The organism is Georgenia thermotolerans, from assembly GCF_009193185.1.
Taxonomy (GTDB): Bacteria; Actinomycetota; Actinomycetes; order Actinomycetales; family Actinomycetaceae; genus Georgenia; species Georgenia thermotolerans.
In genome coordinates this window covers 64,625-89,374 of record NZ_VUKF01000005.1, presented here as the reverse complement: position 1 = coordinate 89,374, position 24,750 = coordinate 64,625, and the positions used below count along the sequence as shown (strand labels likewise).

Below are 24,750 nucleotides of genomic sequence, written 5' to 3'. Positions count from 1 at the left end.
CGCCATCGTCGGGGCAGCGGCCCGGCGCCCGCCGCGGAGGCGCGGCGTCATCCCGAGTCCTGCGAGAAGGAGCGTCATGAGCAATCCCTTCGGCGCCGACGTCGACCCTGACGCCGTCCCGGACCCCATGACGCTGGTGCGCGCGTGGGTCGGCGCGCCGGATCGGCCCCTCGTCATGACGCTGACCACCGTCGGCGACGACGGCGCACCCGACGCCCGGCACGTCCACCTCTTCGAGGTCGCGGACGAGGAGATCCGGTTCCACACCGACGCCCGCTCGCGCAAGGCCGCCCAGCTCCGCGCCGACGCGCGGGTGACGCTGGCGTTCTTCTGGCCCGAGCCGCTGCGGCAGCTGGTCGTCGCCGGGGTCGCCGCCTCGGTGCCCACAGCCACGCTCGACGCCGATTTCGCCCGGATCTCCCGCTACCTCCAGGTCCTCTCCTGGGTGAACGACGACGCTCTCGCCGCCCGGCCCGCGGGAGAGCGCCGCGAGGTCCTCGCCGCCTTCGAAGCGGCCCACCCGGGGCCGCTGGCGCGCCCCGAGTGGTGGATCGGCCACAGCGTGCGCCCCCACCGGGTGACCTTCTGGCGCGGCGACGACGCCGGACCGAGCAACCGCCTGGAGTACACCCGGCGCCCGGACGGCACGTGGGAGACGACCCGCCTGGCCGGATAGCCGCCGCGGCGACGCGTCGGGTCGGGCACGTCACTCAATCCGGGAGGTTCCGACCGGCAATGGTGGTCGGTTACCCTGGGCGGGCCTTAGTTGAAGAGGCAACCGAAGGTCGTCCCCGAGGAGCCCCGTGAGCAACCGCAAGCAGCAGGTCCAGGAGCGCGCCGCCCGAGTCGCCGCCATGCGAGCCGAGCAGGAGCGCAAGGATCGGCGGCGGAAGTGGCTCATCTTCGGCACGTCCGGCGCCGTCGCGCTGGCCCTGGTCGCGGCCGTCGCCGTCCCACTCGTCAACCACTCGCGCGAGCGCGCGGCCATCGAGGCCGCGGCCAACGCACCCATCGACGGCGTCAAGGAGTTCTCCGACCTCGGCCGCGACCACGTCGAGGGCACGGTGGACTACGCCACCACTCCGCCGGTGGGCGGCGACCACAACGCCGTGTGGCAGAACTGCGGCATCTACGACACCCCGGTGACCAACGAGCACGCCGTCCACTCCCTCGAGCACGGCGCCGTGTGGATCACCTACAACCCCGACCTCCCGGCCGACCAGGTGGCCGCGCTGCGCGACGCCGTGCAGGGCGACGCCTACGCCATGCTCAGCCCCTACGAGGGCCTGGACTCGCCGATCGTCATGAGCGCCTGGGGCTACCAGCTCAAGCTCGACGACGCCGCCGACGAGCGCATCGACGTGTTCCTCCAGCGCTACCTCCAGGGCGAGCAGACCCCCGAGCCCGGCGCGGCCTGCTCCGGGGGCGTCGGCACGCCGGTCGCCTGATGACGGACGAGGGTCAGAGCGTGGTTGACGACGACGCCACCCCGCCCGCGGGGACCCCTCGCGGGATGGTGGTGGCCGCCGTCGTGCTGCTCCTCGCCGTCGCGGCGGTGGTCGGCCTCATCGCCGGCTCCCGGCTGGCCGCGGGACCGCAGCATCCGTCGACGGCGTCGGTGGACGCCGGCTTCGCCCGGGACATGGGCGCCCACCACGCCCAGGCGGTAGAGATGTCGACCATCGTGCGCGAGCGCACCGACGACCCCGCCACCCGCAGCCTCGCCCTCGACATCGCGCTCACCCAGCAGCACCAGCTCGGGCAGATGTACGGCTGGCTGGAGCTGTGGGACCTCCCGCAGCGCTCCGCCGAGCCCGTCATGGCGTGGATGAGCGACCACACGAGCCACGCGACGGTGCCGGAGACCGGTCTCATGCCGGGCATGGCCACCCGCGCCGAGCTCAACCAGCTCTCTGCCGCGGAGGGCCGCGACGCCGAACGCATCTTCCTCCAGCTGATGATTCCCCATCACGAGGCGGGCGTGGAGATGGCCGAGTACGCCGCCAACAAGGCCGAGGAGCCGGCGGTGCGCCACCTGGCCACGACGATGGTCCGGGCCCAGACGGCGGAGCTGACCGTCCTGCACGACATGCTCGACGAGCGCGGCGGCCCGCTGGAGCCGTAACCCGCCCCAGGGGTCCTCGCACCCCGCCCCTTCTCCCCGCCGCCGCTTGCGAGGACAATCCGTAGCGGCGAGGAGGGGCCATGAGGGAGACGAGACCGCTGACGCCGCCGCGCACGGCCCCGGTCGCCGCCCTCCTCGGGGTGGCGGTCACCGCCGCGGCGGTCGCCCTGGCGGAGGTGCTGACGCGCGTGGGCGCCACCGGGCCGGGTCCGGTGGCCGCCGTCGCCGGCGTGTTCATCGACCACACGCCCCTGTGGCTCAAGGAGTTGGCGATCGGCTGGTTCGGCACCCGCGACAAGCTCGCGCTGGGCGTGGGCATCGTCGTGGTCATGCTGGTCCTGGCGGCGGCGGCCGGCCTGGAGGAGCGCCGACGGCGCTACTCGGGTGGCGCCGTCGTCCTGGTCCTCGGGGTGGTCGCGGCCCTCGCCACCGTCACCCGTCCCGACGGCGGCTGGGCCGCGGCGTGGCCGGTGCTCCTCAGCGCGGCCGCCGGGGCGCTCGTGCTGGTCGCCGTGGTCGGCCCCGGCGAGGAGGCCCCGGCGCCGCCGGCCGAGGCGACGCCGGCGGAGGTGCCGTTGGGCCCCGGCCGGCGCCAGCTGCTGCAGGGCGCGGGCGTGCTCGCCGTCGTCGCCGTGCTCGGGGCCGGGGTCTCCCGGGTGGTCGGGCGCCGTCCGGCCGGGGCGCCGATCGCCCTGCCGCCGCCGGCCACCGCGGCCCCGGCCGCGACGGGCGCCGACCTCGCGGTGCCGGGCCTGTCGCCCTACCGCACCCCGAACGCGGACTTCTACCGCATCGACACCGCCTTCGTCGTCCCACGGGTGGACGCGGGCGGCTGGCGGCTGCGCGTGCACGGGCTGGTGGACCACGAGGTGACGCTGACGCTCCCGGAGCTCCTCGCCGCGCCGCTGACGCAGGCGTGGGTGACCCTGTGCTGCGTGTCGAACGAGGTCGGCGGGGACCTGGTGGGCAACGCCGAGTGGCTCGGGCTGCCGGTGCGGGAGGTGCTCGCCCGGGCCGGGCCGCGCCCGGAGGCGGACATGGTGCTGTCCCGCTCGGTCGACGGCTTCACCGCCTCCACGCCCCTGGAGGCGCTCACCGACGGGCGCAACGCGCTGCTCGCCGTCGGCATGAACGGCCAGCCGCTGCCCACGGAGCACGGCTACCCGGTGCGGCTGGTGGTGCCCGGGCTGTACGGGTTCGTCTCGGCCACCAAGTGGGTCAGCGAGCTCGAGGTCACCCGGTTCGCCGACGCGACGGCGTACTGGACCGAGCGTGGCTGGGCCCCGCGCGCGCCGGTGAAGCTGTCCTCGCGCATCGACGTCCCCCGGGAGGGTCGGGTCCTGCACGCCGGGACGGTGACGGTGGCCGGGGTGGCCTGGGCCCAGCACACCGGGATCGCGGCCGTGGAGGTCCGCGTCGACGGCGGTGCGTGGCGGCCCGCCGAGCTCGCCACGGACGTCAGCATCGATACCTGGCGCCAGTGGCGCTATGCGTGGCCGGCGACGTCCGGCGAGCACACCCTCGAGGTGCGGGCCGCCGACCGCGCCGGGCAGGTGCAGACGGGCGAGCGGGTCGGCCCGGTGCCCGACGGCGCCACGGGCTGGCACCGGGTGAACGTGCGGGTGGTGTAGCGCCGGGCCCTACAGGACCACCGAGCCGATCAGGAAGCCGAGCGTGACGGCGATGGCGATGTTGAGGGTGCCCGGCACGAGGAACGGGTGGTTGAACACGAACCGGCCGATCCGGGTCGTGCCGGTGTCGTCCATCTGCACCGCGGCCAGCAGGGTCGGATAGGTCGGCAGCACGAACAGCGCCGAGACGGCCGCGAAGGAGGCCACCGCCGTCAGCGGCGCGACGCCGATCGCCAGCGCGGTGGGCATGAGCGCCTTCGTCGTGGCGGCCTGGGAGTACAGCAGCGCCGACGCGCAGGCCAGGACGACGGCGAGGGTCCACGGGTGGGCGGCGAGCAGGTCGCCGGCGACGGCCATGATCTGCTCCTCGTGCGCGCTGACGAAGGTGGTGCCCAGCCAGGCCACGCCGAGCACGCAGATGCTCGCGCTCATGCCGGCCCGGAAGGTCGGGGCGCCGAGGATGGCGTCGGTCGGCACCTTGCAGGCCAGCACGATGACCGCCGCCGTGGCGAGCATGAACGCGATGATCGCCGCGTCGCGCGCCATGACCGGCTCGGCCACCAGCCCGACGGTGTCGCTGATGGCCGTGGCGTAGCCCATCACCGCGACCAGCCCCACGAGGAAGATGAGCACCGAGCGGCGCGCGCCGGGCTTGAGCTCCCGGTCCTGCCGGCCCACGACGCTCACCTCGCCGGCGGCCCAGCGGCGCTGGTACTCCGGGTGGGTGCTCAGCGGGCCGGTGCCGCGCAGGCGGTCCACCCCGGTCATGATCGCCGCGGTGGCCATGCAGGCCAGGAACGTCGAGGGCACCAGGACGGCGAGGAGCTGGAGGTAGTCCACGCCCCGCGGCTCCATGGCCGTGGCGAAGAAGACCACCGCCGCCGAGATGGGTGAGGCCGTGATGGCCATCTGCGAGGCCACCACCGCCACCGACAGCGGCCGTGCGGGGCGGATGTTGTTCTCCTTGGCCACCTCGGTGATCACCGGCAGGGTCGAGAAGGCCGTGTGCCCGGTGCCCGCCATGAAGGTCATGAGGTAGGTGACCATCGGGGCGAGGAAGGTCAGGTGGCGGGGGTTGCGCCGCAGCAGCCGGTCCGCGAGGTCGACGAGGTAGTCCATGCCGCCGGCCACCTGCATCGCGGCGATCGCCGCGATGACGCTCATGATGATGGAGATGACGTCCAGCGGCATCGCGCCGGGGGAGACCCCGAGCAGCGCGAGCACCAGCACGCCCAGGCCGCCGGCGAAGCCGATGGCGATGCCGCCCAGGCGGGCGCCGACGAGGATGGCCGCCACGACGACGACGAGCTCCACAGCGATCATGGCTGTGCCTTTCGCGGGTGAGAGGGGCGGCACGCGGGCGGTGCGCCGTCCTCCATGATCGGCGCGGACAGGGCCCGTCCGCCTGGGCTGATCGGCCTACCCGCCCGCCGGGACACGGGGAGAACCCGCGACATCTCGCCCTTCGCCCGCTCGCGCCGTGGGCGAGATCACGGGGCGCGGCGGACGCCGGCCGGCGGTCACCGGCTCGTGGAGCGCTGGTACTGCCAGGTCGCCAGGGGGACGAAGACGAGGAGGATCACCCCGGCCCACAGCACCGTGTAGAGCTCGGGGTTCGCCAGCGCCCACGACGCCGGCGGCGCCGCGCCGGTGGGGTCCGGGTTGCCGAACAGGTCGCGGGCGGCCTGGGTGACCGCCGAGACGGGGTTCCACGCGGCGACGGTGCGCAGGGGGCCGGGGAGGGTCTCGAGCGGCACGAAGGTGTTGGCGATGAACGTCAGCGGGAAGATGACGATGAACGCGGCGTTGTTGACCACCTCGGGGGTGGGCACGAGCATGCCGATCCACGCCATGATCCACGAGATCGCGTAGGCGAAGAGCAGCAGGAGCACGACGGCGAGCAGCGCCTCGGGCACCGACGTGCGGATCCGCCAGCCCACCACCAGCCCGGTCAGGCCCATCACCACGAGGACGAGGACGTTGTTGACGACGTCCGACAGGGTCCGGCCCACCAGCACCGCCGACGAGCTCATTGGCAGCGAGCGGAACCGGTCGATGATGCCCTTCTTGACGTCGTCGGCCAGGCCGGCCCCGGTGATCGTGGCGCCGAAGACGACCGTCTGGGCGAAGATCCCGGCGATGAGGAACTCCCGGTAGGCGGCCCCGCCGGCCTCGCGCCCGATCGCCCCGCCGAAGACGTAGGCGAAGAGCAGCACGAACATGATCGGCTGGATCGTGGTGAACACCAGCAGGTCCGGCACCCGCTTGATCTTGATGAGGTTGCGCCGGGCGACGACGCGCCCGTCGTGGACGGCGCTTCGCAGGCTCATCGCACCCCCTCGGTGGCGGGCACCATGCCGTCGCGCTGGGCGACGTCGTCGGCGGCGTGGCCGGTGAGGGTGAGGAAGACGTCGTCGAGCGTGGGCCGGCGGATCCCGATGTCGTCCACCGAGATGCCGGCGTCGTCGAGCCGGTGCAGCGCCTCGACCAGCGCCCCGGTGCCCCCGGAGGTCGGCACCGCCAGCAGGCGGACCTTGGCGTCGGTGCTCGGCGCGCCCACGGCCAGCGTCGCCAGCAGGTCGCGCGCGGCGGGCAGGGCGGCGGCGTCGCTGACGACCACCTCGAGCCGCTCGCCGCCGACCTGGGCCTTGAGCTGGTCGCTGGTGCCGCGGGCGATGGCACGGCCGCGGTCGACGACGACGATCTCGTCGGCGAGCTGGTCCGCCTCGTCGAGGTACTGGGTGGTCAGCAGGACGGTGGTGCCGCCGGTGACGAGGGTCTGGATGACCTCCCACATGTCCAGCCGCGAGCGCGGGTCCAGGCCGGTGGTCGGCTCGTCGAGGAAGAGCACCGGCGGGTCCGCCACGAGGGCGCCGGCCAGGTCCAGCCGGCGGCGCATGCCCCCGGAGTAGGTGCGGGCCGGCCGGTCGGCGGCGTCCTCGAGGCGGAACTGGGCGAGCAGCTCGCGCGCCCGCTCCCGGCTGCGGCGCCGCGGCAGGTGGTAGAGCTGGCCGATCATGTCGAGGTTCTCGAACCCGGTCAGGTACTCGTCCACCGCGGCGTACTGGCCGGAGACGCCGATGCGCTCGCGCACCGCCCTCGGCTCGGTGAGCACGTCCGCGCCCGCCACGGTGGCCCGGCCGGCGTCCGGGCGCAGCAGCGTGGTGAGGATCCGGATGCACGTGGTCTTGCCCGCGCCGTTCGGGCCCAGCAGCCCGAGCACCGTGCCGGTGGGCACGGTGAGGTCGACGTCGTCGAGCGCGAGGACGTCCCCGTACCGCTTCGTCAGCCCGACGGCCTCGATGGCGTGGGTCATGGCAAGGAACCTACCGGGGGCCACCGACACGGCCCAGGCATTTGCCGGGCCCGCTCCCGGACCGACGGCGCCGTCGCCTCCGGGGAGGGCGGTCGCGTCGGTCCCCAGGCGGGCCCGCCGGCCCCGATAGGGTCGGGGGACCGCCGCCAACCGAGGAAGGAGACGGCCGACATGACGGACCTGGGGGACCCCGGCATCGTGGGAGTGCGCGAGGAGGTCGTGCTGCTCGACGACGCCGGCCGCCCCGTGGGCCTCGCCGACAAGGCGCGCGTCCACACCGACCACACACCGCTGCACCTGGCCTTCTCCTGCCACGTGCTCGACGGCGCCGGCCGGGTCCTCGTCACCCGGCGGGCCCTGTCCAAGCTCACCTGGCCGGGGGTGTGGACCAACGCGTTCTGCGGGCATCCCGCGCCGGGCGAGCGCGTCGAGGACGCGATCACCCGCCGTGGCCGGTTCGAGCTCGGCCTGGAGGTCCCCCGGGCCGACGAGGTGCTGCCGGACTTCCGCTACCGGGCGGTGGACGCCTCCGGGGTCGTGGAGAACGAGATCTGCCCCGTGTACCTCACCCGCGTGACCGCCGACCCGGTCCCCGAGCCGACCGAGGTGGCCGAGTACCGCTGGGTGGAGGCCGCCGACCTCGTGGCCGCGGTCCGCGCGGCCCCGTTCGCCTTCAGCCCGTGGCTGGGCCTCCAGCTCACGGACGACCGGCTGGTCGCGGCCCTCACCGCCTGACCCGGCCAACCCCCCCCGGCGCCCCACGCCCTCGGGGCCCGCCCTTGCCCTCGCCGGGCGAGCGCGGGAGCCTGGAGCCCCCGAGACCGCCGGAGGGCTCATGACGGGCTACGAGGCCACCGTCAGCACCGACGTCGCCGCCCTGCCGCACACCGTCTGGACGGCGCTGACCACCCCGGAGCTGGCCGGGACGTACATGTTCGGCGCCACCGTCGAAAGCACCTTCGAGCCCGGCGGGGCCATCACCTTCGCCGGGACGTGGGAGGGCCGCCCGTACGAGGACCACGGCACGATCCTCGACGCGGACGAGCCCCACCTGCTGCGCTACACCCACCTCAGCTCCCGTGGCGAGCCCGAGACCCCGGAGAACCGCCACACGCTGACGTTCACGCTCGAGGAGATCCCGGACGGCACCCGCGTCACGCTCGTCCAGGACAACAACCCCACCGCGGAGGCGGCGGAGCACTCCCGCCAGAACTGGGAGCGGGTGCTCGAGGCGCTGCGGGTGACGGCGGAGCGCCTCGGCGGCTGATCCGGGCGGCGCCCGCCCGCTCAGCCCGGCGGCGCCCGCCCACCCGGCGGGGCCGCTCACCGCGCCGCCCCCGGTCCTTGGGGCCCGGCGTCTTAGGCTCGGCGCCATGGACTACACGCGACTGGGCCGCTCGGGCCTCACCGTCTCCGTCGTCGGCCTGGGCTGCAACAACCTGGGGCGGGCGGGCACCGTCACCGAGACCCCCGAGGGGACGACGGCGGTGGTGCATGCCGCCCTCGACGCCGGCATCACCCTGTTCGACACCGCCGACACCTACGGGAAGGTCCCCGGGCTCAGCGAGGAGCTGCTGGGGGCGGCCCTGGGCCGGCGGCGCGACGACGTCGTCGTAGCCACGAAGTTCGGCATGGACATGAAGGGCGCGAACGGGCCCGACCACGGCGCCCGCGGCTCGCGCCGCTACATCGTCCGGGCCGTGGAGGCCTCGCTGCGCCGGCTCGGCACCGACTGGATCGACCTCTTCCAGTTTCACACCCCGGACCCGCTGACCCCGATCGAGGAGACGCTGGCCGCGCTCGACGACGTCGTGCACGCCGGGAAGGTCCGCTACATCGGCCACTCGAACCGGGCCGGCTGGCAGATCGCCGAGGCCGAGCACGTGGCCCGCGAGCTCGGGCTCACCCGGTTCGTCTCGGCCCAGAACCACTACAACCTGCTGGACCGGCGCGCCGAGCTCGAGGTGATCCCCGCGGCGGAGCACTACGGGCTGGGGGTGCTCCCGTACTTCCCGCTCGCCAACGGCCTGCTCACCGGCAAGTACGCCCGGGGCAGCGCGCCCGAGGGCAGCCGGCTCACCCACAGCCGGCGCCAGCTGCTCGAGGAGGCCGACTTCGACCAGCTCGCGCGCTTCTCCGACTTCGCCCGCGCGCGGGGCCTGACCGAGGTCGAGGTGGCCTTCTCCTGGCTGGCCGCGCAGCCGGCGGTCGGCTCGGTCATCGCCGGCGCCACCCGGCCCGAGCAGGTCACCCAGAACGCCGCCGCGGCCGACTGGCACCCCACGCCCGAGGACCTCGCCGAGCTCGACGAGATCTTCCCGCGCCTCCCCAAGGTCGCACTGTTCTGACGCCGCCTCGGAGCACGGAGGGGCCCGGCGGCACGTGCCGCCGGGCCCCTCGATGCGCCGGCCTCGGGAGCCGGCCGACGGTGCGGGAGCCGTCAGACCGGGTGCTCCTGCCGGTCACCCTTGCTCGTCTGCGGCCCGCGCGGACGTCGGGCGAATCGCGTGTGCTCGGGCTTGGTCACCTGTTCCTGGACCGGGCGGCCCCCCATCTCGGCTCCGCCGGGACCGGCCTCGGACGACCCCATCGGGGCCTCCGCCCCCTCGGGCTCGCCAGGTCCGGGCGCCGGTTCCTCGCCCGGCTTGGCCGCGCCGGTGGGGCCGACACGCTGCCGCGCGTACAGCACGTCACCGATGAGCAGGTCGTAGACGAGGATGCCGATCACGCCGCCGACCAGCGGCCCGACGATGGGGATCCACCAGTAGTTGCTGAACCAGGGCCCGTTGCCGGGCATCGCGAAGCCGTCCCAGCCGGCGGCCCAGGCAAGGAGGCGTGGGCCGAGGTCGCGGGCGGGGTTGATGGCGTAGCCGGCGTTGGCGCCGAAGGAGATGCCGATCGCGCCGACCGACAGGCCGATGATGAACGGCCCGAGGTTGGAGAGCACGCCGGTGTTGCGCACGTCGACCACGGCGGCGACGAGCATGAGCAGGAACGCCGTGCCGACGATCTGGTCGATCAGCGGGCCCCAGACGGCCCCGTTGAAGTACTGCGCGGGGAACGTCGCGAAGATGGAGAACGTGGCGAGGTTCTTCGGCCCCCCCGGGGCGATCGCCCGCTGGTAGGCGCTGATGGCGTCGCGATAGAGGAGCAGGACGAGCGCGGCGCCGGCGAAGGCGCCCACGAGCTGGGAGATCCAGTACGGGACGACCTTGTGCCAGCCGAGCCGACGGCGCAGGGCGAAGGCCAGCGTGACCGCCGGGTTGATGTGCGCGCCGCTGACGCCACCGGCCACGTAGACGCCGAAGACGACGGCGAAGGCCCACCCGAACGCGATGAGCAGCCAGTCGCCACTGGCCATGAAGATCGTCGTCGGGGTCGCGGCACGCCCCGAGCCCGGCAGGCCGGCGACGGCCATGGCCACGGACCCGCAGCCGAACGCGATGAGGACGAAGGTGCCGAGGAACTCCGCGAGGCACTCGCCCCACAGACCCCCACGGCTCCGTAGTCCGCTGCCGTGCCGCACGGCCAGCGGGGTGATCTCGTCAGACATGTCGACCCTCCGACCGACACCGAGCGCGGGCGCGGCGGGTGAGGGAGTGGGCGGCTGGGTCCAGCAGGCTCACGGGCTGACGGGCCGTGACGGTGTCGGCTCTCAGTGAGACATCGAGTCCTGCGACCGGGTGCTCGCTTCCGGCGACGGCGTCGGTCGCGGGGCGTCGTCGCCGGCCCCCGTCCGGGGGTCGAGGACGGCCCCATTGTACGGCGGCACGATCCGAAGGGCGCCTCGTGATCGGGCGCGCGGCCCGTCGCCCTCGTGGCCCACCGCCCGGTGGCGGCGGGAAGCGCGATGCGCCGACCGGCCCCCGGGCGTAGCGTGAACGTTCCGACCCGTCCGGCTCCTGGCTGAACCTGGAGGGCTTCGTGCGCATCACCGTCACGCTCGACGGCGAGCTGCTCAAGGAGGCGTCCGTCCTCACCGGGATCACCGAGGCGTCGGTGCTGCTGCGCGCGGCGCTGGAGGCCCTGGTCGAGCGGGAGACGCCGGAGCCGGAGAACCCGCCCGAGGGCGAGGACCTGCCCGAGCCCGAGGGGGAGTGACCTCCCGCGCACGACATGACGAAGCGGCCGACCCCGCGGGCCGGCCGCTTCGTCGTCGCTACCGGGTCAGTGCGTCACCGCGCGCTCCGCGCCGGCCCCGGTCATCGACCGGACCTCCATCTCCGCCTGCTTGGCGGCGTCGTGCTCGGGCGAGGTGACCGAGCCGAGCCAGCCGAGGAAGAAGCCGAGCGGCACCGAGACGATCGCCGGGTTCGACAGCGGGAACCACGCGAAGTCCGCGCCGGGGATCATCGCCGTCTCCGAGCCGGAGACCACCGGGGAGAACATGATGAGGATCAGGGCGCTGAGCAGCCCGCCGTAGATGCTCCACACCGACCCGCGGGTGTTGAACCGCTTCCAGTACAGCGAGTACAGGATCGAGGGCAGGTTCGCGCTGGCCGCGATGGCGAAGGCCAGCGAGACGAGGAACGCGATGTTCTGCCCGTTCGCCAGCACGCCGCCGACGATGGAGATGGCCCCGATGGTCAGCGCGGTGCGCCGGGCCACCTTGACCTCCTGGGCCGGGTCGGCCTGGCCGTGCTTGAGGACACCGTTGTAGACGTCGTGGGCGAAGCTCGCCGAGGCGGTGATCGTCAGGCCGGCCACCACCGCGAGGATCGTGGCGAAGGCGACCGCGGCGATGATGCCGAGGAGCAGGGTCCCGCCCAGCTCGTAGGCGAGCAGCGGGGCCGCGGAGTTCGCACCGCCCGGGGAGGCCTTGATGGCCTCGACGCCCACCAGGTAGGCGGCGCCGAAACCGAGGATGAGGGTGAAGAGATAGAACGCCCCGATGAGGCCGATGGCCCAGGTCACCGACCGGCGCGCCTCCTTGGCCGTGGGCACCGTGTAGAACCGCATGAGCACGTGCGGCAGGCCGGCGGCCCCGAAGACCAGGGCGATGGCGAGGGACACGAACCCGAGCTTGGAGGTGTCGGAGGCGCCGTACTGCAGCATCGGCTCCAGGATGCGGTCGCCCTCGGGGTGCACGGCGACGGCCTCGCCCAGCACGTTGGAGAGGTTCATGCCGTTGAGCGCCAGCACCCACAGCGTCATCGCGCCGGCCCCGATGATGAGCAGGACGGCCTTGATGATCTGGACCCAGGTGGTGCCCTTCATGCCGCCGACCAGGACGTAGACGATCATCAGCGCGCCGACGACGGCGATGACCAACGACTGGCCGACCTTGCTGTCGATGCCCAGCAGCAGGGCCACGAGCCCGCCGGCGCCGGCCATCTGCGCGAGCAGGTAGAAGAAGCTGACCGCCAGGGTGGAGATGGCGGCGGCGGTGCGCACCGGACGCTGCTGCATCCGGAAACTCAGGACGTCCGCCATCGTGTACTTGCCGGTGTTGCGCAGCGGCTCGGCCACGAGCAGCAGCGCCACCAGCCAGGCCACGAGGAAGCCGATGGAGTACAGCAGGCCGTCGTAGCCGTAGATGGCGACGGCGCCCGCGATGCCGAGGAACGACGCGGCGGAGAGGTAGTCGCCGGCGATGGCGATGCCGTTCTGGCGCCCGGTGAAGGCCCGGCCGCCGTGGTAGAAGTCGCCGACCGACGTCGTCGTGCGCGAGACCCGGACGACGATGACCAGGGTGACGACGACGAAGGCCAGGAAGATCGCGATGTTGAGGTACGGGTTGCCGACGTCCATCAGCCCTCTCCCTCCAGCTCGGTGCGCAGGCTCGCGGCGACGGGGTCGAGCGAGCGGTTGGCGTGGCGCACGTACAGCCACGTGATGAGGAACGTGCTGACGAACTGGAGCAGGCCGAAGATCAGCCCCACGTTGAGGTGCCCGACCACCGGGGTGGACATCGCGTCCTCGGCGTACGTCGAGAGCAGGACGTAGAGGAAGTACCAGACGAGGAACGCGACCGTCATCGGGAACGCGAACGCCCGGAACTTGCTGCGCAGCTGGGCGAACTCGGGCGAGGACTGGACCCGCGCGAACTCCTCGGGAGTGGCGACCCGCGCCGCCGGGCCGGTCTCCTCCAGCTCCGGCAGCGGGGAGTGGTGCGGCGGCAGATGCGCCTCTGGATTATCGGACATGCGTTTCCCCCTCAGTGTGACGCGACTCACATCGGCGTGAATCGCGGGACAAGTTAGCAGCATCGGGACGACGACGACGGGGAACGTGTCCGCACGTGCCGGGACGCGCCGTCCGGAATTCCGCGCGTCACTCGCCGGTCCCGTTGCCGTCGACGGACGGCCCGTGGCGCGCGGTGTGCGCGAGCCGGGTGGACCGCGCAGAGCCGCCCGCGCCGGTCGCGGCAGGGGGGTGCCTCGCCAGGCGATGTCGTGTTGAATGACGGGCACCGAGACCCGCGGCCGGGCGAGGGCCGTGGCGGCGAGGCGGCGGAGGCGGACATGAGGGTCGAGTCGCGCGTGGTGTCCCTGGCCTGGATTCCCTCCGACTCCGTCGCGGCCTGGCTCCGGAACGGGCTCGACGTCGGGCTCGCCCACTACGGCGAGCCGCCCCTCGAGGCGCTGCCCAGCCTCGACGCCGTCCAGCAGCTGCGCGCCGACGACCGGTTCCGCTTCGCCAACGTCCTGACGGCGTGGGCCGAGTTCGACGACGACGGCACCCCCACCGCGTGCGGCTACGGCCCGGACTCCGGCGGCGTCGTCGGTCCGACCACCGTGCGCCTGGCGTCCGTGGGGGCGACGTTCGGCGGGTACGGGCTGCCCACGCTGCGCCAGGACCCGCTGCTCGAGCCGGGGCTCGCCCACGTCACCCAGACCGTGGGAGGGCGCACCGGGGTGCCGCTGCCGCGGGCGCTGCCGCACGCGCCGTTCGTGCTGTGGCAGGCGCCCGTCGTGTGGACGACCCTGGCGCTGACCCTGCGCCCGGACGGCTCGGCGGAGGTCGCCATGCCCGCGGCCAGCGCCTTCCCGCGGCACTGGGTCTACGGCCCGGACGGGGCGCTGCTGCAGGGCATCGGCCTGACGGACGAGGAGGGGTGGATGACCCACGCCTTCGCCGGGCGCACCCCGTGGGGCGACCAGGACTCCGACGGGGTGGTGGCGGAGTCCGAGCGGGCCGTCGAGCGTCAGCTCGCCGCCGGGCTCCTGCACCCGGGGCGCGCCCTCGAGGTGCGCCGGCTGCCCGCCGGCGCCGTCGTCGCCCGCGAGGGGGAGCCGGGGGAGGAGATCTTCTTCGTGCTCGACGGCGTGCTCGCGGTCGAGCACGACGGCACCCCGGTCGCCCAGCTCGGCGCCGGCGCCGTGCTCGGCGAGCAGGCGGTGCTCGAGAGCAGCGGGCGGCCCTCGACGCTGCTCGCCCTCACGCCGGTGCGCCTCGCCGTCGCCCGCGGCGACGCCCTGGACCTGGAGAAGCTGCGGGCGGTGGCCGAGGTCTCGGGTCGCCGGGCCGGCGCCCCCGCCCCGGCGGCGGACTGACCCGCCGTCGGCCCCTTCGGGGGACTGTCCCACCGTCCGCCCGGCCGCGGACTGACCCGCCGTGCGCCCGGCTGAGACACACGCACGTCCGCCCCGGCCGATGTGACCGCGGGAACTTCGGCGCGGTTCCGTCCGTTGATCGGAGAGTGAAGAGCGACAAGGACCTTCCTCCCGGAGTTCCCCACCTGGCCGACGACGTCGTCCAGGGCCGGCGCCTCCGCAGCGCGGTGCAGCGTGCGGAACCGACCGGCCGGCTGGGTGACACCCTCGAGCTCGTCGAGCAGATGGCCGCCGTCACCCGCTCACAGGAGCAGATCTACGCGGTGATCGAGCGGCTGACCGGCCTGCGCTTCGGCGAGCTGCAGGCGCTGAGCGCGGTGGCCGACGGCGCCGAGCACGCCCGGGCGGTGGCCCGGATGACGGGCCAGGTCGACGCCGCCGCCGAGGTGACGATCGACGGCCTCGTGCGCCGGGGCCTGCTCGCGCGCCACGCGCACCCGGCAGAACCGGCGGGCGGCACCGCCTCGCTGGTGCATCTCACGCCCTCGGGCACCGTGGCGCTGCAGCAGGCGGAGGCGCTCCAGGTCCGCCTGCTCGACAGCGTGCTGGCCTCCCTCGACGCCGAGGAGTCGGACCGGCTGCGCGCGGCGGTCGACCGGGTCGCCGCCGCCACCGACCGGCAGCGGCCGGTGCTCGCCGGGCTCATCGCCGGCGCGTCGTAGCCTCCCGCTCGGGCTCGCGCTCGGGCTCGGCCCCTGCCTCGGCGGCGCGGCCCGCGGCGTCGGCGCGCTCGCGCAGGAGCGCCCGCTCCCGCTCGTTCTCCGTCAGGTCGGCCGCGCGCAGGAGCTCCGCCCGCGCCTCCGCGTGACGCCCGAGCCGGCCGAGGAGGTCCCCGCGGACGCCGGGCAGCAGGTGGTACCCGGCCAGGGCCGGGTCGCCCACGAGCCGGTCGACCACGGCGAGCCCGGCCGCCGGGCCCGACGCCATGGCCAGCGCGACTGCACGGTTGAGCTCGACGACGGGCGAGCCGGTCAGCGCCGCCAGGTGCCCGTACAGCGTGGCGATGCTCGCCCAGTCGGTCTCTTCGGGCGTGCGGGCGCGGGCGTGGCAGGCGGCGATGGCCGCCTGCAGCGCGTAGGGGCCCGGCGCCGCCCCCTCGGCGGCGAGGAGCGCCTCGGCGCGGCCCAGGGCCGCCAGCCCACGGTCGATGAGCACCCGGTCCCACCGCGAGCGGTCCTGGTCCAGCAGCAGCACGGGCTCCCCGCCGGGCCCGCTGCGGGCCCGCATCCGGGAGGACTGGATCTCCAGGAGCGCCACGAGGCCGTGCACCTCGGGCTCGGTGGGTGCGAGGCGGGCGAGCACCCGGCCCAGCCGGACGGCGTCCTCGCAGAGCTCCGGGCGCGTCCACCGGTCCCCGGACGTCGCCGCGTACCCCTCGTTGAAGATGAGGTAGACGACCTCGAGCACCGAGGCCAGCCGGGCGTCGAGCTCGGCGGGCGGGGGCAGCTCGAACGGCACTCGCGCGTCGGCGAGGGTGCGCTTGGCCCGCACGATGCGCTGGGCGACGGTCGACTCGGTCACGAGGAACGCCCGGGCGATCTCGCGGGTCGTCAGCCCGCCGACCATCCGCAGCGTCAGCGCCACCCGGGCGGGGGTGGTGAGTACCGGGTGGCACGCGATGAAGATCAGCCGCAGCAGGTCGTCACCGACGTGGTCGTCGACGGCGTCGTCCACCGCGGCGGTGCCGTCCTCCTCGGCCGTCTCGAGGTCGCGGGCGAGCTGGGCGTACTTGCGCTGGAGGTTCTGGTCGCGCCGGATGCGGTCGACGGCCCGGTGCTTCGCTGTCGCCATGAGCCACGCGCCGGCGTTGCGCGGGACGCCCTGGGTGGGCCACTGCTCCAGGGCGGCGACGAGGGCGTCCTGGGCGAGGTCCTCGGCCAGGCCCACGTCGCGCACGATCCGGGTGAGCCCGGCGATGACCCGGCCGGACTCGATGCGCCAGACGGCCTCGACCGTGCGGTGGGTCTCGGTGACGTCGCTGTCCACGGGACGAGCCAAGCATGCCGGGCCGGTCGTGCCTACTCCCCGGGGCCTCGTTCCGTCCCGTTCTCCGGGCCCGGGTCCGTCCCGGGGTGCCGTGCCGGGCGGGTGGCGTGGCGGACGGCGTGGGCGTCGCCGTCCCCGGGCACGCGTGCGCCACAGACCCCCGCCGCACTAGGGTGCGTCGGGTGAGCGCACACCATGATGTCGTAGTCCTCGGCGCCGGCCCCGGTGGGTACGTCGCCGCCATCCGGGCGGCCCAGCTGGGGCTGAGCGTCGCCGTCGTCGAGGAGAAGTACTGGGGCGGGGTCTGCCTCAACGTCGGCTGCATCCCCTCCAAGGCGCTGCTCCGCAACGCCGAGCTGGCCCACATCGTCACGAAGGAGGCCAAGACCTTCGGCATCGCGGGGGAGGCCACGTTCGACTACGGCGCCGCCTTCGACCGCAGCCGGTCCGTCGCGGAGGGGCGCGTCAAGGGCGTGCACTTCCTCATGAAGAAGAACAAGATCACCGAGTACGACGGGCGCGGGCAGTTCACCGACGACCACACCTTGCAGGTGGCGCTGAGCTCGGGCGAGACCGAGACGATCACCTTCGACCACGCCATCATCGCCACCGGCGCCGAGGTGCGGATGCTGCCCGGCGTCGAGCTGAGCGACAAGGTCGTGACCTACGAGAACCAGATCCTCGACCGGGACCTGCCCGACTCGATGATCATCGTGGGCGCCGGCGCCATCGGCATGGAGTTCGCCTACGTCCTGAGCAACTACGGCGTGGACGTCACCATCGTCGAGTTCCTCGACCGGGCCCTGCCCAACGAGGACCCGGAGGTCTCCAAGGAGATCACCAAGCAGTACAAGAAGCTCGGCGTCGACATCCTCACCTCCACCAAGGTCGAGTCCGTCACGGACGACGGCGGGTCGGTGCGCGTGACGTACACCGACGCCAAGGGCGGCTCCGGCGAGCTCAAGGCGGACCGGGTGATGATCTCGATCGGCTTCGCCCCCCGCGTGACGGGCTACGGCCTCGAGCGCACCGGCGTGCAGCTCACCGAGCGCGGCGCCATCGCCATCGACGACTACATGCGCACCTCGGTGCCGCACATCTACGCCATCGGCGACGTCACCGCCAAGCTCCAGCTCGCCCACGTGGCCGAGGCCCAGGGCGTGGTGGCGGCCGAGACGATCGCCGGCGCCGAGACCATGGAGCTCGGCGACTACCGGATGATGCCGCGGGCGACGTTCTGCCAGCCCCAGGTGGCCAGCTTCGGGCTCACCGAGCAGCAGGCCCGGGACGAGGGCTACGACGTCAAGGTGGCGAAGTTCCCCTTCACCGCCAACGGCAAGGCGCACGGGCTGGGCGACCCGACCGGGTTCGTCAAGCTCATCGCGGACGCGAAGTACGGCGAGCTGCTCGGCGGGCACCTCATCGGCCCGGACGTCTCCGAGCTGCTGCCCGAGCTGACCCTCGCCCAGAAGTGGGACCTCACCGCCGGGGAGCTGGCGCGCAACGTGCACACCCACCCCACCCTCAGCGAGGCGCTGCAGGAGGCCTTCCACGGCCTGACCGGCCACATGATCAACTTCTAGTAGATCCCCTCGGCCGTCACCGGCCGTCAGAGGCCCGGATCCGCGTCATTGCGCGGGGCCGGGCCTCTTCGCGTCTCGGTGGAACCAGGTTCAGTCCGACTACCGCGACGCGGTTTCCGGCCTCCCCAAGGGCACCGATTCCACGACCTGCGGCACAGAGGTCGCCAACCATCAAGAGCCCGCTGACGCTCCCATATGAGCATCGAAGACACATAGTTCGGGCGCTGTAACGCGACTTATGCTTGACCGAAAAACAAAAGCCCCCCTAGTGTTCGGCCCAGGCGCCGTCAGGTCCGACCCGGACCTTGGCCCGGACCAGGCACGACACCCCGTGCAGGGCCCGTGCCACGGCGCTCACGTGACGCATTCCTCGTCGACGACGTCGCCGACGACACGTGCGCACCACTCTCGGCGGTCAGAGCAGATCGCCGGATGACCCAGGGGGAGAACCATGGTTCGAGATCAGAGAGCGGTCGCACGGCTGCTCGCGCGAGGGGCGACTGCTTCCCTCGCAGGCGCGTTGGTGGTGCCGATGGCGCTCACCACCAGCGCACGGGCGGACACGACGACCGCCCCGCCACCGAACGAGGTCGTGACCGCCGTGACCGCGGCCGCAGGTGAGACGGAGCCGTTCTCGGCCCTGGTCTTCAGCGCGACGGCGGGATTCCGGCACTCCTCGATCGAGGACGGCGTCGCGGCGATCCGCCAGCTCGGCGACGCGCACGGGTTCACGGTCGAGCACACGGAGGACCCGGCGTCCTTCACGACCGAGAACCTCCAGGACTTCGACGTCGTCGTCTGGCTGTCCACCACGGGCGACGTGCTCAACGCCGATCAGCAGGCCGCGTTCGAGGAGTACATCCGGAACGGCGGCGGCTACGCGGGCATCCACGCCGCGAGCGACACCGAGTACGGCTGGGAGTGGTACGGCGACCTCGTGGGCGCCTACTTCTCCGGCCATCCCCAGAACCAGGACGCGACGGTCGTGGTGGAGGACCCGGCCCACCCCTCCACCGACCATCTCGAGGCACGGTGGGACCGCTACGACGAGTGGTACTCGTTCCGGGACAACCCGCGCGGCGACGTGCACGTCCTGGCCTCGCTCGACGAGGACTCGTACGACCCCGGCGGCAACGCGATGGGTGACGACCACCCCATCGCCTGGTGCCAGGACTACGACGGCGGCCGCGCCTGGTACACCGGCGGCGGCCACACCTCCGAGTCGTACACCGAGCCCGCGTTCCTCGAGCACCTCCTCGGCGGCCTGCAGACGGCCGCCGGCGTGGTCGACGCCGACTGCGCCGCGAGCCAGACCGAGAGCTTCGAGAAGGTCGCGCTCGACGACAACACCCAGAACCCGATGGACCTCGCGCCGGCCCCCGACGGCCGCACCTTCTACGTCGAGCGCGACGGACGGGTGCAGATCATCCGGGCCGGCGGCGGCACCGTGACGGCGGGCACCCTGGACGTGACCACGGTGCAGGAGTTCGGCCTCGTGGGGATCGAGCTCGACCCGGCGTTCGAGGAGAACGGCTGGCTCTACCTCTACTACTCCCCGAAGGGCTCGGCGACCGACTACGTCTCCCGGTTCACCGTCGTCGGGGACACGATCGACGTGGCCAGCGAGAAGGTCCTTCTCGAGGTGCCGGTCCAACGGGACGAGTGCTGCCACGCGGGCGGCGCCCTCCAGTTCGACGGCGACGGCAACCTCTACATCGCCACCGGTGACAACACGAACCCGTTCGCCTCGGACGGCTACACGCCGATCGACGAGCGCGACGGCCGCGCCGCCTGGGACGCGCAGCGCACGTCCGGCAACACCAACAGCCTCTCCGGCAAGGTGCTGCGGATCCACCCCGAGGCCGACGGCACGTACAGCGTCCCCGAGGGCAACCTCTTCGAGCCGGGCACCGAGCGGACCCTTCCCGAGATCTACGCCATGGGCTTCCGCAACCCGTTCAAGATCGGCATCGACCCGAGGACCGACACGCTCCTCGTGGCCGACTACGGTCCTGACGCCGGCTCGGCGAACCCCAACAGGGGCCCGGCCGCGACGGTGGAGTGGAACGCCCTGACCCAGCCGGGGAACTACGGCTGGCCGTACTGCGTGGGTCCGAACACCCCGTACGTCGACTACAACTTCGCGACGTCCCAGTCCGGCGCGGCCTTCGACTGCGCGAACGGCCCCACGAACGACTCGCCCAACAACACGGGCCTGGCCAAGCTCCCGCCCGCCGTCCCGGCGACGATCTGGTACCAGAACAACGGTGCCCTGAGCAACGCCCCCGAGATCGGGAACGGCGGAGCGCCGATGGCCGGCGGCGTCTACGTCTACGACGAGGCGCTCGCGTCCGAGAACAAGTGGCCGGCCTACTGGGACGGCAAGGCGATGTTCGCCGAGTGGAACACGAACAAGCTGTTCTCCTTCCAGCTCGGTGAGGATTCCGGCGACGTCGTGGACATCAACAGGATCCTCGAGGGGATGTCCTTCAAGCGGCCGCACGCCCTGGAGTGGGGCCACGACGGCGCGCTGCACATCATCGAGTGGGGTTCCGGGTTCGGTGGCAACAACGCCGACTCCGGCGTCTACCGGATCGACTACATCTCGGGAAGCCGGGCGCCGATCGCGCGCATGAGCGCCGACGTGACGTCCGGCCCGGTCCCGCTGACCGTCCAGTTCGACTCAGCGGGCAGCCGTGACCCGGACGGCACCGAGATCACGGTGGCGTGGGACTTCGGCGACGGGGCTACCTCGACCGAGCCGGCGCCCTCCCACACCTACACGGAGGCCGGTGACTACACGGCCACGCTGACGGTGACGGACGCGGACGGCCAGACCAGCTCCGCCACGCGCGCCATCACGGCGGGCAACACCGCCCCCACGATCACCGTGGACGCGCCGCCGAACGGAGGCTTCTTTTCCTTCGGGGACGTCGTGCGGTACTCGGTGACCGTCACGGACCCCGAGGACGGCGAGATCGACTGTGACGACGTCATCGTCCAGCCCGCCCTGGGCCACGACGAGCACGCCCACCCCTACGACCAGTACCGCGGGTGCTCGGGCGCGATCCCGATCGAGGGCGACAGGGGGCACCTCGGTGCCAACATCTTCGGCGTCATCACGGTGACGTACACCGACCGCGGGGCGGAGGGCGTCTCCCCGCTCACGACGCAGGAGGTCATCGTCCTGCAGCCCAAGACGAAGGAGGCGGAGTTCTTCAGCTCCACCGGCCGGCTCGCCGGCTCGACCAGCACCGGTGACCCGGGCGTCCAGGTCGAGGACACCAGCGACACCGGCGGCGGGAAGAACGTCGGCTTCATCGAGCCGGGAGACTGGTTCTCCTTCGAGCCGGTCAACCTGAGCGGCATCGACTCGATCCGCGTCCGCGGCGCCTCCCAGCCCGGCGGCGTCATGGACATCCGCACCGGCGCCCCCGACGGTCCCTCCGTCGGGACCATCACGATCCCGGCCGGCGGCTGGCAGACGTGGGCCGACTACACCCTCGACCTGCCCGACGACGTGACGACCGCGACGACGGAGATCTACTTCGTCGCCACCTCCGGGCAGTACAACGTCAACTGGGTCGAGTTCGAGGGCCGGGGCGTCACGGACAACACCAGCCCGACGGCGGAGCTCGTCGCGAGCACGACGTCCGGCACCGCGCCGCTGGTGGTCGACTTCTCGGTCGACGCCGACGACCCCGACGGCGACACCCCGCTCACGTACGCGTGGGACTTCGGTGACGGGGCCACGGCGGACACCGCCGAGGTGTCGCACACCTACACCCGCGCGGGCACCTACACCGCCCGCGTGACCGTCACGGACGCCAGGGGCGCCACGGCGACCCGGACGACCGAGATCCGCGTGGCTGCGCCGGCCCTCGTGTGCCTCGACGGCCGCTCGGACGACTTCACCGGTGACCAGCTCGACCGGGACCGGTGGACCACCGTGCTCCGGGAGAACCAGGACCTTCGGGTCGCGGACGGCCACCTCGTCCTGCCGACGTCCGCCACGGACATCTACGGGACGAACAACACCGCCACGCCGAACATCGTCCTGCAGGACCTGCCGGAGGGGCCGTTCACCGCAACGGCCAAGGTGACCCTGCCCGCGACCGAGGCCTACCAGCAGGCCGGCCTCGTGATCTACGGCGACGACGACAACTACGCGAAGATGGTCCTCCAGGGCCGGAGCACCTCGGGTCCGGACCCCGCCGCGCGGATCTTCCAGTTCATCCGCGAGGAGAACGGGGCCCCGAACGAGGTCGGCGCCAGCAACACCGCCAACCTCGGAGCCGACTACCCGAGCACCGTCTGGGTGCGGTTCACCAGCGACGGGAAGAACGTCACGGCGTCGTACAGCGCTGACGGTTCGTCCTTCACCGAGATGCCGGAGACGAAGTCGCTCGCCGGCATCAAGAACCCGAAGATCGGCCTGATCGCCCTGCAGGGCACCGGACGCCCGCAGCAGCCGGTCGAGGCCGCGTTCGACTACTTCGCGATCACGCCCGACGACACGGCCGGAGCCGTCGAGCCGGACGACGAGTTCGAGGGCTCGGCTCTCGACGGCTGCCGGTGGGACGTCGTGCGGCACGACCCGAAGCACCTCCGGGTCGCCGACGGTGCGCTCGAGCTCGACGCCACGCCCGGTGACATCTACGGCGCTGACAACGGCACGCCGAAGAACATCGTGCTCCAGGACCTCGAGGGGGACTGGACGGTGGAGACGGTCGTCGACGCCTCGGCCCTCGACCGGCGCTACCAGCAGGCCGGCCTGATCGCGTACGCCGACGATGACAACTACGTCAAGCTCGACGTGCTCGCGACCAACACCCCCGGCAGCGCGGTGACGCGTGGGCTGGAGCTCCGCAGCGAGATCGGTGGTGTGGTCCAGAACCCGCAGCCTTCCCAGGGCAACCTGGACAGCGGGGTGTGGCACCTGCGTCTGCAGAAGGAGGGGGACACCTTCACCGGGTCGTACTCCGCCGACGGCGAGACCTGGACGCCGTTCGAGTCGCTCACCAACGCCGGCGTCGCCAACGCCGGTCGGGTGGGGCTCTTCGCCCTCGGGGCCGAGGCCACGCAGATCGCCACGGCGACGTTCGAGCACTTCCGGGTGCTCGACGACGAGGTGGACGAGACCGCCCCCGAGGTCGCGGTGACGACCGACCCGGCGGAGCCGAACGGTGACAACGGGTGGTACACGTCCGCCGTCACGCTCACCGCGGCGGCGACGGACGACTCGGAGGGGCCGGTGACGGTCGAGTACCGCATCGGCGACGGCGAGTGGACCGGCTACACCGAGGCGGTCGCGGTCGCCGAGGACGGCTCCCACGAGCTCGCCTTCCGCGCCACCGACGAGGCCGGCAACGTCTCCGAGCCGGTGATCGTCCGGCTCGACCTGGACGCGACGGCGCCGGGGGTGTCCGTCGAGGGGCTCGCCGACGGCGACACCCTGACGTGGTCGGAGGGCCGTGCCCTCGAGGTCTCCGCGACGGCGGAGGACGCCACGTCCGGCGTCGCCGGCCTCACGCTCACCGTGGACGGCGAGGAGGTCGACAACCCGGCCACCGTCGCCCTCGGCGCCGGTGAGCACACGGTCGTCGCCACGGCGACGGACACGGCGGGCAACACCACGTCCACCACGGTGACCGTCACCGTCGCGGTGGCCACCGTCGCGGAGGTCCGGGACGCGCTCTCGGCGACCCTCGCCGGGCCGGATGTCCACCGATCGGTCGAGCAGCAGGTGGGCAACCACCTCAGCTCGGCGGAGCGGTTCCTCGACCGCGGGCAGACGGCGCAAGCTGCTGCCAGCCTCGACCGCGCAAGGAGCGCAGCCGAGAAGATCTCGAACGGCGATGTCCGGAAGGAGGTCGTCGACCTGATCGAGCAGCTGCGTCCCCACGTCGAGGGGTGACCGACGGCGGCCCCTGAGGCCGTCGTGACACGAGTTCCGGCCGGGGCGGGCGACCGCCCCGGCCGGAACCCGTTCCCGGGCCCGTCGGCCCCTGCTGTCTCACCTGCTCCCCACGACCGGGCTCGCCGGAGTGCGGTGCGTCGCCGACGATCATGGCGAGCCCGATGCGCTGGTGGACGCGAGCCGCGGAGACGGCGTCGGAGTGTCGAGGTCCTCGAAGACCAGGAAGGTCCGGGACGACCGGACCCCCGGGATGGCCTGCATCTCCTGCAGGACCACCCGTCGCAGGTCCTGGTTGTCGCGGGCCCGCACCAGCGTGAGGACGTCGAACTCGCCGCCGACCAGGGCGATGTGGCGGACCTCGGGCAGCGCGGTGAGCCGCTGACGTATGGGCTTCCATTCACTCTGGTCGATCGAGAGTGCCACGTAGGCGGAGGTGTGATACCCCTCGCGGATCGGGTCCGTGCGCACGGTGAAGCCGCGAATCACCCCCGCCTCGGTCAGTCGGTGCAGCCGGGCGTAGGCGTTCGAGCGCGAGATGTTGGCGCGGTCAGCCAGGGCGTTGATGGAGATGCGCGCGTCCTCGCGGAGGATGTCGATGAGCGCCGTGTCGATGGCGTCGAGCGTCATGGCTCT

General features: G+C 72.9%; 20 protein-coding genes. 12 read left to right on the top strand and 8 right to left on the bottom strand.

Annotated elements, in window-relative coordinates; translation table 11 throughout:
- Positions 1-76: 76 nt before the first annotated feature.
- The 4 genes from GD970_RS03760 (at position 77) to GD970_RS03745 (ending at position 3,756) form a co-directional block, all read left to right on the top strand.
- Positions 77-676, top strand: a complete 600-nt coding sequence (locus tag GD970_RS03760) for a pyridoxamine 5'-phosphate oxidase family protein (protein WP_152200947.1) — start codon at positions 77-79, stop codon at positions 674-676.
- A gap of 127 nt (positions 677-803) precedes the next feature.
- Positions 804-1,448, top strand: a complete 645-nt coding sequence (locus tag GD970_RS03755; RefSeq protein WP_152200944.1) for a DUF3105 domain-containing protein — start codon at positions 804-806, stop codon at positions 1,446-1,448.
- A 20-nt stretch (positions 1,449-1,468) separates the two neighbouring features.
- A complete protein-coding gene (locus GD970_RS03750; RefSeq protein WP_226925138.1) occupies positions 1,469-2,125 on the top strand; it encodes a DUF305 domain-containing protein in 657 nt (218 codons plus the stop codon).
- An 80-nt stretch (positions 2,126-2,205) separates the two neighbouring features.
- On the top strand, positions 2,206-3,756 hold the full coding sequence (locus tag GD970_RS03745; protein ID WP_152200939.1) for a molybdopterin-dependent oxidoreductase: 1,551 nt from the start codon (positions 2,206-2,208) through the stop codon (positions 3,754-3,756).
- Positions 3,757-3,765: 9 nt separating this feature from the next.
- On the opposite strand, the gene GD970_RS03740 is transcribed toward GD970_RS03745, so the two are convergent.
- The 3 genes from GD970_RS03740 to GD970_RS03730 all read right to left on the bottom strand — a co-directional run bounded on the left by GD970_RS03740 (position 3,766) and on the right by GD970_RS03730 (position 7,072).
- Positions 3,766-5,079: an anaerobic C4-dicarboxylate transporter gene (locus GD970_RS03740; protein WP_152200937.1), complete on the bottom strand. Its 1,314-nt coding sequence runs from the start codon at positions 5,077-5,079 to the stop codon at positions 3,766-3,768.
- A 197-nt stretch (positions 5,080-5,276) separates the two neighbouring features.
- A complete protein-coding gene (locus GD970_RS03735) occupies positions 5,277-6,086 on the bottom strand; it encodes an ABC transporter permease (protein WP_152200934.1) in 810 nt (269 codons plus the stop codon).
- Positions 6,083-7,072, bottom strand: coding sequence for an ATP-binding cassette domain-containing protein (locus GD970_RS03730; RefSeq protein WP_152200931.1), 990 nt, complete (start codon positions 7,070-7,072; stop codon positions 6,083-6,085). Before GD970_RS03730 ends, GD970_RS03735 begins: the two co-directional genes overlap by 4 nt.
- Positions 7,073-7,243: 171 nt before the next feature.
- On the opposite strand from GD970_RS03730, the gene idi reads away from it, so the two are divergent.
- From idi to GD970_RS03715, 3 genes are all read left to right on the top strand, one after another.
- Positions 7,244-7,807 carry an isopentenyl-diphosphate Delta-isomerase gene (gene idi / locus GD970_RS03725; RefSeq protein WP_193314876.1) on the top strand — a complete coding sequence of 188 codons (564 nt, stop codon included), beginning with the start codon at positions 7,244-7,246 and terminating at the stop codon, positions 7,805-7,807.
- 100 nt (positions 7,808-7,907) lie between these two features.
- Complete coding sequence (locus tag GD970_RS03720) at positions 7,908-8,339, top strand: SRPBCC family protein (protein WP_152200928.1); 432 nt, start codon at positions 7,908-7,910, stop codon at positions 8,337-8,339.
- Positions 8,340-8,445: 106 nt separating this feature from the next.
- On the top strand, positions 8,446-9,420 hold the full coding sequence (locus tag GD970_RS03715) for an aldo/keto reductase (RefSeq protein WP_152200926.1): 975 nt from the start codon (positions 8,446-8,448) through the stop codon (positions 9,418-9,420).
- A 92-nt stretch (positions 9,421-9,512) separates the two neighbouring features.
- Here GD970_RS03715 and GD970_RS03710 read toward each other — a convergent pair whose 3' ends face one another.
- Positions 9,513-10,625 (bottom strand): MIP/aquaporin family protein, encoded by a 1,113-nt coding sequence (locus GD970_RS03710; protein WP_152200923.1) that lies wholly within the window; start codon positions 10,623-10,625, stop codon positions 9,513-9,515.
- Between the two features lie 371 nt (positions 10,626-10,996).
- On the opposite strand from GD970_RS03710, the gene GD970_RS03705 reads away from it, so the two are divergent.
- Positions 10,997-11,173 carry a type II toxin-antitoxin system VapB family antitoxin gene (locus GD970_RS03705; RefSeq protein WP_152200921.1) on the top strand — a complete coding sequence of 59 codons (177 nt, stop codon included), beginning with the start codon at positions 10,997-10,999 and terminating at the stop codon, positions 11,171-11,173.
- A 66-nt stretch (positions 11,174-11,239) separates the two neighbouring features.
- Here GD970_RS03705 and GD970_RS03700 read toward each other — a convergent pair whose 3' ends face one another.
- A complete protein-coding gene (locus GD970_RS03700; protein WP_152200918.1) occupies positions 11,240-12,823 on the bottom strand; it encodes a solute symporter family protein in 1,584 nt (527 codons plus the stop codon).
- Positions 12,823-13,218 (bottom strand): DUF485 domain-containing protein, encoded by a 396-nt coding sequence (locus tag GD970_RS03695; protein WP_152200916.1) that lies wholly within the window; start codon positions 13,216-13,218, stop codon positions 12,823-12,825. Before GD970_RS03695 ends, GD970_RS03700 begins: the two co-directional genes overlap by 1 nt.
- Before the next feature lie 318 nt (positions 13,219-13,536).
- Between GD970_RS03695 and GD970_RS03690 the strand changes: the two genes are divergently transcribed.
- Together GD970_RS03690 and GD970_RS03685 are read left to right on the top strand one after the other, a co-directional pair.
- Complete coding sequence (locus tag GD970_RS03690; protein WP_152200914.1) at positions 13,537-14,568, top strand: cyclic nucleotide-binding domain-containing protein; 1,032 nt, start codon at positions 13,537-13,539, stop codon at positions 14,566-14,568.
- 146 nt (positions 14,569-14,714) lie between these two features.
- Positions 14,715-15,290, top strand: a complete 576-nt coding sequence (locus GD970_RS03685; protein WP_152200912.1) for a helix-turn-helix domain-containing protein — start codon at positions 14,715-14,717, stop codon at positions 15,288-15,290.
- Here GD970_RS03685 and GD970_RS03680 read toward each other — a convergent pair.
- Complete coding sequence (locus GD970_RS03680) at positions 15,271-16,614, bottom strand: RNA polymerase sigma factor (RefSeq protein ID WP_152200910.1); 1,344 nt, start codon at positions 16,612-16,614, stop codon at positions 15,271-15,273. The genes GD970_RS03685 and GD970_RS03680 overlap by 20 nt on opposite strands.
- Before the next feature lie 182 nt (positions 16,615-16,796).
- Between GD970_RS03680 and lpdA the strand changes: the two genes are divergently transcribed.
- Both lpdA and GD970_RS22575 read left to right on the top strand, forming a co-directional pair.
- Positions 16,797-18,197, top strand: a complete 1,401-nt coding sequence (lpdA, locus tag GD970_RS03675; protein WP_152200908.1) for a dihydrolipoyl dehydrogenase — start codon at positions 16,797-16,799, stop codon at positions 18,195-18,197.
- Between the two features lie 532 nt (positions 18,198-18,729).
- Entirely contained in the window at positions 18,730-24,114 is a 5,385-nt protein-coding gene (locus GD970_RS22575) for a ThuA domain-containing protein (protein WP_319593447.1), read from the top strand.
- Between the two features lie 150 nt (positions 24,115-24,264).
- Here the strand turns inward: GD970_RS22575 and GD970_RS03665 are convergent, their stop codons facing one another.
- Entirely contained in the window at positions 24,265-24,744 is a 480-nt protein-coding gene (locus GD970_RS03665; protein ID WP_152200903.1) for an Lrp/AsnC family transcriptional regulator, read from the bottom strand.
- Positions 24,745-24,750 lie beyond the last annotated feature (6 nt).

Excerpts from the sequence above, each read along its gene's own strand:
- GD970_RS03690 (WP_152200914.1), top strand. The coding sequence starts at position 13,537 with ATGAGGGTCGAGTCGCGCGTGGTGTCCCTGGCCTGGATTCCCTCCGAC.
- GD970_RS03740 (WP_152200937.1), bottom strand. The coding sequence starts at position 5,079 with ATGATCGCTGTGGAGCTCGTCGTCGTCGTGGCGGCCATCCTCGTCGGC.
- GD970_RS03695 (WP_152200916.1), bottom strand. The coding sequence starts at position 13,218 with ATGTCCGATAATCCAGAGGCGCATCTGCCGCCGCACCACTCCCCGCTG.
- GD970_RS03735 (WP_152200934.1), bottom strand. The coding sequence starts at position 6,086 with ATGAGCCTGCGAAGCGCCGTCCACGACGGGCGCGTCGTCGCCCGGCGC.
- GD970_RS03665 (WP_152200903.1), bottom strand. The coding sequence starts at position 24,744 with ATGACGCTCGACGCCATCGACACGGCGCTCATCGACATCCTCCGCGAG.
- GD970_RS03760 (WP_152200947.1), top strand. The coding sequence starts at position 77 with ATGAGCAATCCCTTCGGCGCCGACGTCGACCCTGACGCCGTCCCGGAC.
- GD970_RS03700 (WP_152200918.1), bottom strand. The coding sequence starts at position 12,823 with ATGGACGTCGGCAACCCGTACCTCAACATCGCGATCTTCCTGGCCTTC.
- GD970_RS03730 (WP_152200931.1), bottom strand. The coding sequence starts at position 7,072 with ATGACCCACGCCATCGAGGCCGTCGGGCTGACGAAGCGGTACGGGGAC.
- GD970_RS03745 (WP_152200939.1), top strand. The coding sequence starts at position 2,206 with ATGAGGGAGACGAGACCGCTGACGCCGCCGCGCACGGCCCCGGTCGCC.
- GD970_RS03710 (WP_152200923.1), bottom strand. The coding sequence starts at position 10,625 with ATGTCTGACGAGATCACCCCGCTGGCCGTGCGGCACGGCAGCGGACTA.
- GD970_RS03715 (WP_152200926.1), top strand. The coding sequence starts at position 8,446 with ATGGACTACACGCGACTGGGCCGCTCGGGCCTCACCGTCTCCGTCGTC.
- GD970_RS03720 (WP_152200928.1), top strand. The coding sequence starts at position 7,908 with ATGACGGGCTACGAGGCCACCGTCAGCACCGACGTCGCCGCCCTGCCG.
- idi (WP_193314876.1), top strand. The coding sequence starts at position 7,244 with ATGACGGACCTGGGGGACCCCGGCATCGTGGGAGTGCGCGAGGAGGTC.
- GD970_RS22575 (WP_319593447.1), top strand. The coding sequence starts at position 18,730 with ATGGCGCTCACCACCAGCGCACGGGCGGACACGACGACCGCCCCGCCA.